Source organism: Actinoallomurus oryzae (genome assembly GCF_039541955.1).
GTDB classification, from domain to species: domain Bacteria; phylum Actinomycetota; class Actinomycetes; order Streptosporangiales; family Streptosporangiaceae; genus Actinoallomurus; species Actinoallomurus oryzae.
In genome coordinates, this window is record NZ_BAABHF010000034.1 from 65,668 (window position 1) to 78,675 (window position 13,008).

The following is a 13,008-nucleotide window of genomic DNA, read 5'->3' on the forward strand; positions in this document are numbered from 1 at the left end:
TCAGACGCCGTAGCCGCCGTCGACGTCGAGTTTCTGGCCGGTGATGAATCCGGCGCGGTCCGAGGCGAGGAAGCAGACCGCCTCGGCGACGTCTTCCGCCGACCCGAACCGCGCCAGCGGGATGCGCGCGCGGGCGGCGTCGAGGGCGCGGTCGTCCAGGTCGCCGGACGCGATGAGCCGTTCGGCCATCCCGTCGGTCAGCATGCCCGGGCCGACGCAGTTGGCCCGTACACCGAACCGTCCCTCCTCGGCGGCGAGGCCGCGCACGAGCGCCTCGACCGCGGCCTTCGGCGCCGCCGAGAGGCCGTCCCGTACGGGGAACCGGCTCGTCGCCGAGGTGGTCACCGCCACCACGGAGCCCCCGCCGGCGCGCAGGTGGGGGAGCGCGGGACGCACCGCGTTGAAGAACGCGACGGCGTCGTCGAGGATCTGCCCGCGGAACCGCTCGGGGGTCACCCGACTGAGGTGGACCATCGGCACGTGCGGGCCGGCGGCGTACACGAGCGTGTGCAGCCCGCCGAAGTCGGCGGCGACCGCGTCGACGACCTTCGCGCACTCCTCCGCGTCCGTCAGGTCCAACCGGTACGCGCGTTGCCTCTCACCGGGCGCGGGCGGGCGGCGGCGGAAGGTCAGGGCGACGGCGCTGCCCCGGTCGCCCAGCGTCCGGGCGATCGCCGCGCCCAGCGCGCCGTTCGCGCCGAGGACGACGGCGGCGCCGCGCCGCCCGGCGAAGTCGGGACGATCCACCCACCCGATCCAAGCGTCCGGCCGGGCACGCGGTGGCCGGGGTCCCGCTGATCGGGACGGGCACGGCGGGTCGCCGTCCGCGCTGGTTGGCTTGCCGGCGACACGCCCGTGATGAGCTGAGGTCGACGATGGCGGAACTGACGTACGACTCCACGTTGCGCGAGCTGCGGACCGACCGCGGCGTGCTGCGCTACCACGAGGCCGGCGAGGGAACGCCGCTGCTGATGCTGCACGGCTCGGGCCCGGGGGTGACGGGCTGGCGCAACTTCCGCGGGAACCTGCCGGTGTTCGCCGAGTGGTTCCGCTGCCTGGTCCTGGAGTTCCCCGGCTTCGGGGTCAGCGACCCGACCGACGAGCACCCGATGGCCGCCGCGCCGGAGGCCGTCGGGCGTTTCCTCGACGGGCTCGGTCTCGACCAGGTCGACGTCATCGGCAACTCCATGGGCGGCATCGTCGCCGCCCAGGTCGCCATCGCGCGGCCCGACCGGATTCGCCGGCTGGTGACCATCGGCGGCCTGGGGCGGAACCTGTTCGCGCCCGGCCCGAGCGAGGGCATCCGGCTGCTGGCCGAGTTCACCGAGGACCCCACCCGCGACAACCTCGTGCGGTGGCTGTACTCCATGGTCCACGACCCCGCGTTGATCACCGAGGCGCTGGTCGAGGAGCGCTGGGCGCAGGCGACCGACCCCGCGACGCTCGCGAGCGCACGCCGGATGTACGGCCGCGGAGCGCTCGCGGCCCGCGCCGCCGCGGCGGCCGACACCGCGCCGTACTGGGCGATGCTGCACAAGATCAGGGCGAGGACCCTGCTCACCTGGGGCCGGGACGACCGGGTCAGCCCGCTCGACATGGCGATCGTGCCGATGCGCACCATCCCCGGCGCCGAACTGCACGTCTTCCCCGACTGCGGGCACTGGGCGATGATCGAGCAGAAGGACGCCTGGGAGAGCGTCGTCCTCGCCTTCCTCACCCGCAAGGACGGCGCGGGACTGGGGGAGAGGTGACGGCGGGCTGGACCCACCGGTTCGCGTCGATCAACGGGCTCGACGTGCACTACGTCGAGCAGGGCAGCGGGCCGTTGGTCGTGCTGCTGCACGGGTTCCCGCACCTGTGGTTCAGCTGGCGGCACCAGATCGGGCCCATCGCCGAGGCAGGGTTCCGGGTGGTCGCTCCGGACATGCGCGGGATGGGACGCACATCCGCGCCGCGAGACCACCGGGAGTACGACGTGGATGCGATCACCGGGGACCTCCTCGGGCTGCTCGACCACCTCGGCGCGGAGCGGGCGATCTTCAGCGGCCTGGACTTCGGAATGTTCTCGGCCTACGACCTCGCCCACCTGCATCCCGAACGGGTCGCGGCGCTGATCGGTCTGCAGAACCCGTTCATCAACCGGACCGACAAGCCTCCGCTCACTCTCGCGGCCGAGTCCGGGCGGGAACACTTCAACCACATCCACTACTTCAGCGAGCCGGGCGTGGCCGACCGCGACCTCGACGCGGCGCCCCGCGACTTCCTGCGGAAGGTCTTCCACGCGCTGTCCGGCGACGCGGACTACCTCGTCTCCTGGCGGCATCCGCCGGGGACGACGTACATCGACGCGCTGCCCGAGCCGCCGCCCCTTCCGTGGCCGTGGCTCAGCGAGGCGGAGCTGGAGCTGTACGTGGAGAACTACAGCGCCGGCGGCTTCACGGGCGGTCTCAACTGGTACCGCGTGGGCGACCTGCGATGGGAGCAGCGCAAGGCGTACGTCCGGCGGCGGATCGCGGTCCCGTACTTCTTCATCGGCAGCGAGAACGACATCGACCTGGCCGTGTGGCACGGCGACGAGCCGCTGAAGCGGTTCCACGAGCACTACGAGGACGTACGCGGCGTCCGCATCCTGGAGGGCGCGGGCCACCTGATGCAGATGGAACGCCCGCGGGAGGTCAACGCGGTGCTGCTGGAGTACCTGGCCACGCTGACCTGAACGGTCACCGGGTCCACACGATCTCCTGGACGAGCCGCCGGGACCGCCAGCCCGCGCCGGTCCGTACGAGCCGGTGGTGGTAGAGGCCGCCGCACGCGAACGGCCGCTCGGCGCCGTCCTCGCCCACACTGACCATCGGGTTGGCGAAGTACGCGGTCACCGTCGCGGCGTCGCCGTCGAGCACGACCTCGAGTTGCCCGATCAGGTGCTGCCGGCGGACGAACCTCGGGAGCACCTCGGCGAGCCACGCCTTGACCTCGGGGAACCCGCCCCGTATCCCGCCCGAGGCCGTGTAGTCGATCCACGCGTCCGCGGTGAAGACCGCGTCGAGCCGATCCCACTCGCCGGTGTCGACCGCCCGAGTGTAGGAGGTGATCAGGTCGGCGATCTCCATCCGGTCCGACAGCCGTCGTAGGTCCGGCACGGGGGCCTCCTCGCGTGGTGCGGAGACCCAAGGATGGAGCGCGGGACCACCGCGCGGTCGTCGCGGTCCTGATGAGTGGGACCCCGGCACACGCTCACGCGGGGCGCGGTGAGCATGTGGCCATGGCGGTCGATGCTCACGGTCTTCCCGACGATCTGCCCGAGGCGGCGCGGGCGTACGCGGGCTTTCAGGGGCGGATCGGGCGCACCATGGCGGGGTCGGAGCCCTGGTGGCCGCCCCGGCCGCAGGCCGGGGAGAACGCGCCCAACGTGGTCGTGGTCCTGGTCGACGACCTGGGGTACTCCGACGTCGGCTGCTTCGGTTCGGAGATCGCCACCCCGCACATCGACCGGCTCGCCGACGAAGGGGTGCGCTACACCGACTTCCACGTCACTCCGATGTGCTCGCCGACGCGGGCCGCGCTGCTCACCGGGCGCAACTCGCACGCGGCCGGTGTCGGCTACGTCGCCCACGCCGATCCCGGCTTCCCGGGGCACGCGATGGAGCTCGCCGACGACGTCAGCACGATCGCCGAGGTGCTCAGGGACAACGGCTACGCCACCCTGATGGTCGGCAAGTGGCACCTGTGCAAGGACGCCGACGCCACAGACACGGGCTCGCGGAGGTCCTGGCCGCTGCAGCGCGGCTTCGACCGGTTCTACGGGATCCTCGACGGGCTGACGGACATGTTCCACCCGCACGCGCTCTACCGTGACAACACCCGCGTCACGCCGGAGGAGTACCCCGAGGACTACTACTTCACCGACGACATCACCGACGAGGCGATCGCGATGCTGCGCTCGGCCAAGGCGTCGGACCCGTCCCGGCCCGTCTTCCTCTACTTCGCCCACGGCGCCGTGCACGCGCCGCTCAACGCGCGGGCGGAGGAGATCGAACGGCACCGCGGCGCGTACGAAGCCGGCTGGGACCGGATCCGCGCGGAGCGGTTCCGGCGCCAGCGCGAACTCGGCGTCGTCGCGGACGGGACCCGGCTCGCCCCCCGCAACAGTGAGACCGGGGACGACGTCCGCCCGTGGGAGGAGCTGAGCGAGGACCAGAAACAGGTCTTCGCCCGCTACATGGAGGTCTACGCCGCGGTGGTGCAGACCGTGGACGCCTCACTCGGCCGGCTGCGATCCGCGCTGGAGGAGCTCGGCGAGTGGGACGACACCGTGCTGCTGTTCACCTCCGACAACGGCGCCTCCCGCGAGGGCGAGGCACAGGGCAGCACCCAGTACTTCGACGTGCTGCGCCACTACCACGGCGCGGGCGACCTCGACGGCGCGTTCGAGCGGGACCGGCAGGCCATCGACCTGATCGGCGGCCCCCGCTCGCTGCCGCACTACCCGCGTGGATGGGCCACGGCCTCCAACACGCCGTTCCGGCTGTACAAGATCAACACCCATGCGGGCGGCCACACCGTGCCCGCGATCGTCTCGTGGCCGCGGCGGCTCTCGGGGGTCGCCGGGGGCATCCGCCGTCAGTACGTCCACGTCACCGACGTCTTCCCGACGATCCTGGAGCTGACCGGCGCGACCGCGGCCGGACACCGGCACGGCGTCGGCCTCAAGCCCCTGGCCGGGCACGGCTTCGCGCGCTCGCTGGAGGACCCCGACGCCCCGGAGACGCACCGCGAGCAGTACTACGAGATGCAGGGCCACCGCGGCTACTACCGGGACGGCTGGGAGATCGTCACCCGGCACGTTCCGCTCACGCCGTTCGGCGACCACGAGTGGGAGCTGTACGACCTGCGCGCCGACCCAACGGAGACCCGCGACCTGGCCGCGCGGTATCCGGAGCTCGTCGCCGGTCTCGCCGCCCGGTGGGAGCGGGCCGCGTGGGAGAACCAGGTCTTCCCGCTGAACGAGGGCTCCGGGCTCCAGCGGGCGCGGCGCCCGGAGCGGGAGAAGGCCTTCGCCCGGCCGGTACGGCTCGTGCCGGGAACGCCCACGCTGGAGCGCTACCGGTCGCTCATGCTGGTCTACCGGCGCTCGTTCCGCGTCACGGTCGACCTCGACTTCGCGCCCGGCGACCGAGGTGTTCTGTTCGCGCACGGCGGCAAGAGCGGCGGCTACTCGATGTCCGTCGACGGCGACGAGCTGACCTACGTCCACAACCACTCGGCCGAGATGACCGAGCTCGCGCTCGGTGCCGTCACGGCCGGCCGCCAGCGGATCGTGCTGGACGTCACCGCCCTCGAGGGCGGGACCCACGTCGACGTGCGCGTGCTGGTCAGGGGTCAGGTGCGCGGCAAGGCGGACGCGCTGCCGATGCCGATGGGCATGGCCATGTTCCAGGGCATCGACGTCGGCGTCGACCGCGGGTCACCGGTCTCGTGGGCCCGCTTCGACGCCGAGGGCACCTTTCCTTACACCGGCACGCTCCACTCGGTGACCTGGACCCCGGGCGACCCCGCGCCGGGGACCGGGCCGGAGACACTGGCGAAACTGCGGGAGATCGGTATGGCGTTCGAATGACAGGCGTCTGGGACGAGGAGTGCGACGTCCTCGTGGTCGGCTCCGGGGGAGGCGCGCTGACCGGCGCGTACACCGCGGCCCGCGAGGGCCTGCACGTGATCGTGGTCGAGGCGACCGACCGGTTCGGCGGCACGACCGCCTACTCCGGCGGAGGGCTGTGGTTCCCGTGCAACGCCGTGCTGCGGCGGGCCGGCGCGACCGACACGATCGAGGACGCGAAGACCTACTTCCACGCCGTCGTGGGCGACCGGACGCCGCGTGAGCTGCAGGACGCGTTCGTGGACACCGGGGCCCCGCTGGTCGACTACCTCGAGAGCGACGACGCCTTCGCCTTCATGGTCTACCCCTGGCCCGACTACTTCGGCTCCGCGCCGAAGGCGAGTCCGACCGGGCGGCACATCATGCCCGAGCCGCTCGAACCCGCGCGGCTCGGTGCTCTGCGCGACGCGCTCCGGCCACCGCTGGGCACCGACCGCGCCGGGCATCCGCTCCCCGACGTCGTACGCGGCGGGCAGGCGCTCATCGGCCGGCTGCTGCTCGCCCTGACCGAGCGCTCCGCCGACCTGCGGCGGGAGACGGTCTGCGACGAGTTCGTCCGCGACGGCGACACGGTGACGGGAGCGGTCGTCACCGGGCCGGACGGGCGGTACCGGATCCGTGCGCGCCGGGGCGTCCTCGTCGCCTCCGGCGGCTTCGAGCGCAACGCGGAGATGCGGGCGAGGTACGGCGTCCCCGGCGATGCCAGGGACGCGATGGGCCCGGAGGGCAACCTCGGCCGGGCGATCCAGGCCGGGATCGATGCGGGTGCCGCCACCGACCTGATGACGGAGGCCTGGTGGTCGCCGGGCATCACGCACCCGGACGGCACCTCGACCTTCTCCCTGTGGTTCACCGGCGGGATCTTCGTCGACGACGATGGCGAGCGGTTCGTCAACGAGTCCTGGCCCTATGACCGGATCGGCCGGGTGATCATCGAGCGGATGGCGGCGGGTCGGCTGACCCTGCCGTACTGGATGATCTACGACGACCGCGACGGGCCGCGCCCGCCGGTCCGCTCGACCAGCGTCCCGCTGGGCGATACCCGGGCGTACGAGGACGCGGGACTGTGGCTCAGCGCGAACACGCTGGAGGAGCTCGCGGGCAGGATCGGCGTCCCGGCCGGCGCGCTGGCCGAGACGGTGAAGAGGTTCAACGCGTTCGCCGAGGCCGGCGAGGACGAGGACTTCCGGCGCGGCGACGAGCCGTACGACCGGGCGTTCGCCGGAGACGGCGGACCGCTCGTGCCGATCGAGACCGGCCCGTTCCACGCGGCGGCGTTCGGCCTGTCCGACCTCGGCACCAAGGGCGGCCTGCGCACCGACGCGACCGCGCGGGTACTGGACACCTCCGGCCGGGTGATCAAGGGCCTGTACGCCGCGGGCAACTCCATGGCGGCGGTCAGCGGCACCGCGTACCCGGGCGGCGGCAACCCGATCGGGGCGTGCATGGTCTTCGCCCACCTCGCGGCGCTGGACATGGCGGGCCGATGAGAATCGCGGTGGTGACCGGCGCGAGTCGCGGCGCGGGTAAGGGGATCGCGCTCGCCCTCGGCGAGACGGGCGCCACCGTGTACGTGACCGGGCGCACCCGGCGTGAGGGGGACGCGCCGCTTCCCGGCACGGTGTTCGCCACCGCCGAGGAGATCGACCGGCGGGGCGGCACCGGCGTCCCCGTGGTCTGCGACCACGCCGACGACGCCCAGGTCGCCGCGCTGTTCGACCGGGTCGGCGCGACGCACGGGCGGCTGGACGTGCTGGTCAACAACGCCTGCACGATCCCGGACCGGCTGGCGGCCAAGGGGCCGTTCTGGGAGAGGCCGCTCGGCCTTCAGGCCATGTTCGACGTCGGCCTGCGCTCGTCGTACGCCGCGAGTCACCACGCCGCGCCGCTGCTGACCCGCGACCCGGACGCCGGCGGGCTCATCGCGTTCACCTCCTCCTTCGGCGGCGGCTGCTACATGCACGGCCCGGCGTACGGGGCGGTGAAGGCGGGTGTGGACAAGATGGCGCACGACATGGCCGTCGACCTGCGGCCGTTCGGCGTGGCGGTCGTCTCGGTCTGGATGGGCCTGCTCCGCACCGAGCGGACCGAACGGGCGCTCGCGGCGGCGCCCGAGCGTTACGGGGCGCTGTCCACCGAGTCGCCCGAGTTCACCGGGCGGGTCATCGCCGCGCTGGCCCGCCATCCGGACCGGATGAGCTGGAGCGGCCAGACCGTGGTCGGCGCCGAACTGGGGAAGGCGCTCGGCGTCACCGACGTCGACGGCCGGGCCCCGGCGTCGCACCGGCCGCTCCTCGGCGGCCCGATGACCTACAACGACGCGATCGTCGACTGACTCGGACACGGAGAAGGGAACCCGATGGACGTCACGGATCTGATCGAGTGCCGGGCGATCGAGGAGCTGAAGTACCGCTACATGCGCGCGGTGGACACCAAGGACTGGGACCTGCTCGCCGCCACACTCGAACCCGACGTCACCGCCGTGTACGGCGAGCGGCTGTCGTTCTCCAGCGCGGCCGACCTGGTCCGCGTGCTGAGCCGGATGATGGACGAGAACATGATCACGGTCCATCACCTGCACCAGCCCGAGATCGAGATCGACGGCGACACCGCGACCGGCGTCTGGGCGCTCATGGACCGCGTCATCCGCACGAAGGACCGGGTGATGATCGAGGGCGCGTCGATCTACCGCGACCGGTACCGGCGTGACGGCGACGGCGTCTGGCGGATCGCGCGGACCACCTACCGGCGGCTTTATGAGTCGGAGGTCTCGCTCGACGACCTGCCGACGTTCACCGTGCGATGAGACCGGACACGGGGTGGACGGGAGCGGCCCGGCCGCTGTGCGCCGTACTGGCCGGGCTGGTGCTGGCCGGCTGTGGCGGCGCGACCGGCGGCACCGGGAACGGCGCGGTCGACCGGAACGCGGACCTGCGGATCGGGATGCCGGTGCCGCAGTCGCTCGACCCGCGGCAGGCGCCGGAGCCGTCCCAGCTGCTGATCGGGACCTGGCCGGTCTACGACCGGCTGATCCAGGTCGGCCCGCAGGCGCGGTACGAGCCGATGCTCGCCACCAAGTGGGCGTTCTCCGCCGGCGGGAGGACGCTGACGCTCACGCTGCGCCACGGGGTGACGTTCAGCGACGGTACGCGGTTCGACGCGGCCGCGGTCAAGGCGAACCTGGACGCCTCCATGGCGGCCGCCAAGACGGTCGTGCAGCAGAACCTCGCCGACGTCGCCCGCGTCGACGTGAGCGGGAACGACGTGGTGAACCTGCGCCTGAAGGCCCCGAGCACCACGGTGCTCTCGGCGCTGTCGAGCACGCTGGGCGGGGTGATGATCTCGCCGAAGGCGTTGACCGCGAAGGACCTGGCGACACACCCGGTCGGCACCGGCGCCTACGTGATCGACTCGTTCCGGCCCGGACAGCGGGTCGTCTACGAACGGCGTACCGACAAGGGCGGCATCTGGGACACGCGGACCGGCGGCCCGGCCACGATCGAGATCACCACCTATCCCAGCCGCGACGCGGCGAACAACGCCGTCAAGAGCGGGCAGGCCGACATCGTCACCTGGCCCGGTGACAAGAAGCCGATCCAGTCCCTCCTGGACTCCGGGCGACTCCAGGCACGGGCGCTGGACACCGCGCTGAACATGGTGGGCCTGAACCTGAACCGCACGGTCAAGCCGTACGACGACATCAAGGTGCGCCAGGCGATCAACTACGCGATCGACCGGAACGCGATCGTCAAGGCGTTCATGCCCTCGTCGGCGCCGCGCGTCCAGCCGTGGCCCGTCGGCCTGCCCGGGTTCGACCGGGCACGTGAGGCCGACTATCCGTACGACCCGGCCAAGGCGAAGACGCTGCTGGCCGAGGCGGGCTTCCCGAACGGCTTCGACGGCGGCGAGTTCCTGGTCGCGCAGGCGGAGGCGATCCCGCAGGCCGCCGAGGCGGTGCAGGCGGACCTCGCCCGGGTGGGGATCAGGATCAAGTTGCGTACGGTCGACGTGCTCAGCCTGGTCACCCAGTGGGCGCGGTCGAAGGACCCGGGCGAGCTCATGTACATGAGCATGCCCTCGATCGACGCCTATTCCTGGCTGCGGCGGTTGTTCGTCAACCCGACGTGGGTCCCGGCGGGACCCGACCCGCAGATGGCCAGGCTGATCCGCGGCACCGACGACCCGGGCCTGACCGACGCGCAGCGGTCCGCCCGGATCGGCGCGGCCGTCGACCACGCCACCGCGGACGCGCTCTACGCGCCGCTGTGGCAGGGCGTCGGCGGTTACCTCGCCGACGCCAAGGTGAAGGGTCTGGACGCGCTGGCCTCGGTCAACGGCGGCATCGCGGACTTCCGGAACGTCGGGATGACCAGGTGACGGCGCCGGGCGGGACCCACCTGCTCGACGGCCGGGTCGTGCTCGTCTCGGGCGTGGGCCCGGGCCTCGGCCGCTCGCTGGCGGTGCGTTCCGCCCTCGCGGGCGCGGACGTGGTGCTGGCCGCGCGGACCGAGTCGACGCTCCGCGCCGTCGCCGACGAGGTGGAGAAACTGGGCCGCAGGGCGCTGGCGGTTCCCGCCGACATCACCGACGTGGCGTCGTCGGCCGCTCTGGCCGACCGCGCGCTCGACGCGTACGGACACGTGGACGTGCTGCTCAGCAGCGCGTTCGTGCACCCGCCGCAGGAGGAGCTGCTCGACGCGGACCTGGACGCGATGCCCAGGTGGTACGACGTCAACGTCCTCGCGGGGGTGCGGCTCGTGCAGCGGCTGGCACCGGCGCTCATCGCGTCACGCGGAGCGGTGGTCATGGTCAACTCGATGGTGATCCGCAACCGTCTCCCGCGGTTCGGCGCGTACCGGATGACCAAGGCGAGCCTGCTCGCCGCCGCCCGCAGCCTCTCGGTGGAACTCGGGCCGAAGGGCGTACGGGTGAACTCGATCGCACCGGGCTACATCTGGGCGGACCGGGTGCAGGCCTACTTCCGGCGGATCGCGGAGAGCCGCGGGGTGAGCGCGCGGCAGGTGTACGAGGAGGCGGTCGCCGCCGTCGACCTGCGCCGGCTGCCCGAACCCGACGAGATCGCCGACGCCGCGGTGTTCCTGGCCTCCGACATGGCAAGCGCCATCACCGGTCAGTGCCTGGACGTCAACTGCGGCGAGACGCATCACTGAGAGCCGAGCCGACGACCGGAAGGAGAGGGGATGACCGGGACACGCACCTCCGTCGGGACGATCGAGGAACTCCACGAGGTGGCGAGCGCGGTCACGGGCCTGTCCGACTTCGGGGCGGACGACTACCTGGACGGCATGGCCGTCCTGCTCGACGGCTACGCGACCGAGGCGGCGCTGACGGAGCAGGGCCGGGAGTGGATCCGCGCCATGTTCCTCACCGTGCTCCAGGCCCGCCTGTACACGGAGGCGTCCTGGCGGGAACACCCCGAGCACCGGCACGTACGGCCGGAGCGGCCGATCTTCGTGACCGGCCTGCCGCGTACGGGAACGACCGCGCTGCACCGGCTGCTGTGCGCGGACCCGGCCCACCAGGGACTCGAACACTGGCTCACCGAGACTCCGCAGCCACGGCCACCCCGCGACCGCTGGCCGTCGAACCCGGGCTACCAGCGGATACGAGCATGGATCGACGCCCGCTACGCGGGCAACCCGGGGCTCAGGGGCGCGCACTTCATGGCCCCGGACATGGTGGAGGAGTGCTGGCGGATCGAGCGGCAGTCGATGCGGTCGGTCACCTTCGAGAACACGGCGCACCTGCCGACATACTCGCGGTGGCTGGCCGGACAGGACATGACCCCGGTGTACGAACGCCATCGCCGCATCCTGCAGCTCATCGGCCTGCCCGATCGCGAACGTCGCTGGGTGCTCAAGAACCCCGGGCACCTGTTCGCCCTCGACGCGCTGATGACGGCCTATCCCGACGCACTCATCGTCCAGACCCATCGGGAGCCGCACGCGATCCTCGCGTCGGTCAGCAGCCTGAACCAGCAGGCGAGCGCCGGACACTCGACGGTCTTCCACGGCCGGGTGGTGGGCGAGGACTGCCTGGCCCTGTGGGCGCGCGGCGCGGAGACCTTCATGGCCGCAAGGAGACGCCACGATCCGCGGCGGTTCGCCGACGTCCGCTACGACGACTTCGTCCGCGACCCCGTGGCCACCGTCGAGTCGATCTACGACCGGTTCGGACTGGAGCTGACCGGCCGGGCGCGGACGGCCGTCGAAGCGGCCCACGCCGCGAGCCGGGCCGGCGAACGCCGGCCCGCGCACCGCTACCGCATGTCCGACTTCGGCCTCACCGACCAGCAGATCACCGCGCACTTCGCGGCGTACCTCGACGACCTGAGCCGCATGACCGCCCGCTAGGGCCCTAGAAGGACGCGCGGGCGCCGCCGTCGAGGCGGATCTCCGAGCCGTTCCAGTACGAGGCCTCGTCGGAGGCGGCGAAGGCGATGAACCCGGCCATGTCCGCGGCGTCACCGGAGTGCTCCTGGCCCCACGGATGGAGGAGACGGGAGTACCAGTCGCCCGGGTAGTCCTTCACCTGCTCCCAGATCTGCCACATCATCTGCGTCTTCACCCCGGACGGCGAGATCGCGACGACCCGGATCCGCCGGGGCGCGAGCTCGATGGCGAGGGTGAGGGAGAGCGAGACGAGCGCCGCCTTGGAGCCCGCGTACGCGCCCATGGACGGCACCGCCTGGGTGGCGGAGACCGAGGAGACGTTGATCACCGAGCTGCCGCCGCCGGTGGGCACGTGCGGCAGGGCCGCGGAGATGAGGCGCATCGGGCCGAAGAAGTTGATCTGGGTGATGGCGCGCACCCGATCCATGTCGAGGTCGTCGATCGGGGTCTTCAGGGTGACACCGGCGATGTTGCACACGACGTCGATCCGCCCGTCCAGGCGCTCGGCCGCGGCGTGCACCCCCTCGATGATCGCGTCGTCGTCGGCCAGGTCGACGAGGTGGAAGGCGAACCGTCCGGGGTCCTCGACCAGGGTCGAGGTCTCCTTCAGGCCCTCCACGTTACGCGCCAGGCCGAACACGGTGGCCCCCTCGGCGACGAACCGCACGGCGGTCGCCTGACCGATGCCCGCGGACGCGCCGGTGATCAGAACGTTCTTGCCCTCGAACCGGTTCATGACGCACTCCGTCCGTGCGGGCCCCCGCTGTGTGGAGAGCCGACGCTACGGGGCGCGTACGGTGACCGGGCGGTCCGTCCCGATCAGCGGGACCACGACGCGCCTGGTGTCGTATCCGGGTCCCGGGCGCCATCCCGGCCACTGAGATCGCGGGGCCGCGATCCGTCCGGGCCGAATTATCGTGCGGCGATCAGGTCAGACGC

General features: G+C 72.1%; 12 protein-coding genes. 9 read left to right on the forward strand and 3 right to left on the reverse strand.

All coding sequences use genetic code 11. The features are described from left to right. The gene (locus ABEA10_RS28305; RefSeq protein ID WP_345469039.1) at positions 1–747 is read right to left on the reverse strand and encodes an SDR family NAD(P)-dependent oxidoreductase; all 747 of its coding nucleotides are present in this window, start codon (positions 745–747) and stop codon (positions 1–3) included. A gap of 128 nt (positions 748–875) precedes the next feature. On the opposite strand from ABEA10_RS28305, the gene ABEA10_RS28310 reads away from it, so the two are divergent. Together ABEA10_RS28310 and ABEA10_RS28315 are read left to right on the forward strand one after the other, a co-directional pair. Then, positions 876–1,751, forward strand: coding sequence for an alpha/beta fold hydrolase (locus ABEA10_RS28310; RefSeq protein ID WP_345469040.1), 876 nt, complete (start codon positions 876–878; stop codon positions 1,749–1,751). Further along, complete coding sequence (locus ABEA10_RS28315; RefSeq protein WP_345469041.1) at positions 1,748–2,716, forward strand: alpha/beta fold hydrolase; 969 nt, start codon at positions 1,748–1,750, stop codon at positions 2,714–2,716. The genes ABEA10_RS28310 and ABEA10_RS28315 overlap by 4 nt, the downstream gene beginning before the upstream one ends. A gap of 4 nt (positions 2,717–2,720) precedes the next feature. On the opposite strand, the gene ABEA10_RS28320 is transcribed toward ABEA10_RS28315, so the two are convergent. Further along, a complete protein-coding gene (locus ABEA10_RS28320; RefSeq protein ID WP_345469042.1) occupies positions 2,721–3,140 on the reverse strand; it encodes a nuclear transport factor 2 family protein in 420 nt (139 codons plus the stop codon). A gap of 122 nt (positions 3,141–3,262) precedes the next feature. Here ABEA10_RS28320 and ABEA10_RS28325 point away from each other — a divergent pair, with 122 nt between their 5' ends. From ABEA10_RS28325 to ABEA10_RS28355, 7 genes are read left to right on the forward strand one after another with little or no spacing between them, the layout of a single operon-like run. Next, complete coding sequence (locus ABEA10_RS28325) at positions 3,263–5,617, forward strand: sulfatase-like hydrolase/transferase (RefSeq protein ID WP_345469044.1); 2,355 nt, start codon at positions 3,263–3,265, stop codon at positions 5,615–5,617. After that, positions 5,614–7,146 (forward strand): FAD-binding protein, encoded by a 1,533-nt coding sequence (locus ABEA10_RS28330; protein WP_345469045.1) that lies wholly within the window; start codon positions 5,614–5,616, stop codon positions 7,144–7,146. The genes ABEA10_RS28325 and ABEA10_RS28330 overlap by 4 nt, the downstream gene beginning before the upstream one ends. After that, positions 7,143–7,991 (forward strand): SDR family NAD(P)-dependent oxidoreductase, encoded by an 849-nt coding sequence (locus tag ABEA10_RS28335; RefSeq protein ID WP_345469046.1) that lies wholly within the window; start codon positions 7,143–7,145, stop codon positions 7,989–7,991. Before ABEA10_RS28330 ends, ABEA10_RS28335 begins: the two co-directional genes overlap by 4 nt. Before the next feature lie 24 nt (positions 7,992–8,015). Next, on the forward strand, positions 8,016–8,462 hold the full coding sequence (locus tag ABEA10_RS28340; RefSeq protein ID WP_345469048.1) for a nuclear transport factor 2 family protein: 447 nt from the start codon (positions 8,016–8,018) through the stop codon (positions 8,460–8,462). Next, positions 8,459–10,033, forward strand: coding sequence for an ABC transporter substrate-binding protein (locus ABEA10_RS28345; protein WP_345469049.1), 1,575 nt, complete (start codon positions 8,459–8,461; stop codon positions 10,031–10,033). The genes ABEA10_RS28340 and ABEA10_RS28345 overlap by 4 nt, the downstream gene beginning before the upstream one ends. Next, entirely contained in the window at positions 10,030–10,827 is a 798-nt protein-coding gene (locus ABEA10_RS28350) for an SDR family oxidoreductase (RefSeq protein ID WP_345469050.1), read from the forward strand. Before ABEA10_RS28345 ends, ABEA10_RS28350 begins: the two co-directional genes overlap by 4 nt. 30 nt (positions 10,828–10,857) lie before the next feature. Further along, positions 10,858–12,030 carry a sulfotransferase family protein gene (locus ABEA10_RS28355; protein WP_345469051.1) on the forward strand — a complete coding sequence of 391 codons (1,173 nt, stop codon included), beginning with the start codon at positions 10,858–10,860 and terminating at the stop codon, positions 12,028–12,030. 4 nt (positions 12,031–12,034) lie between these two features. On the opposite strand, the gene ABEA10_RS28360 is transcribed toward ABEA10_RS28355, so the two are convergent. After that, positions 12,035–12,805, reverse strand: a complete 771-nt coding sequence (locus ABEA10_RS28360; protein WP_345469052.1) for an SDR family NAD(P)-dependent oxidoreductase — start codon at positions 12,803–12,805, stop codon at positions 12,035–12,037. Between the last annotated feature and the right edge of the window lie 203 nt (positions 12,806–13,008).

Excerpts from the sequence above, each read along its gene's own strand:
- ABEA10_RS28310 (WP_345469040.1), top strand. The coding sequence starts at position 876 with ATGGCGGAACTGACGTACGACTCCACGTTGCGCGAGCTGCGGACCGAC.
- ABEA10_RS28325 (WP_345469044.1), top strand. The coding sequence starts at position 3,263 with ATGGCGGTCGATGCTCACGGTCTTCCCGACGATCTGCCCGAGGCGGCG.
- ABEA10_RS28330 (WP_345469045.1), top strand. The coding sequence starts at position 5,614 with ATGACAGGCGTCTGGGACGAGGAGTGCGACGTCCTCGTGGTCGGCTCC.
- ABEA10_RS28335 (WP_345469046.1), top strand. The coding sequence starts at position 7,143 with ATGAGAATCGCGGTGGTGACCGGCGCGAGTCGCGGCGCGGGTAAGGGG.
- ABEA10_RS28340 (WP_345469048.1), top strand. The coding sequence starts at position 8,016 with ATGGACGTCACGGATCTGATCGAGTGCCGGGCGATCGAGGAGCTGAAG.
- ABEA10_RS28345 (WP_345469049.1), top strand. The coding sequence starts at position 8,459 with ATGAGACCGGACACGGGGTGGACGGGAGCGGCCCGGCCGCTGTGCGCC.
- ABEA10_RS28355 (WP_345469051.1), top strand. The coding sequence starts at position 10,858 with ATGACCGGGACACGCACCTCCGTCGGGACGATCGAGGAACTCCACGAG.
- ABEA10_RS28360 (WP_345469052.1), bottom strand. The coding sequence starts at position 12,805 with ATGAACCGGTTCGAGGGCAAGAACGTTCTGATCACCGGCGCGTCCGCG.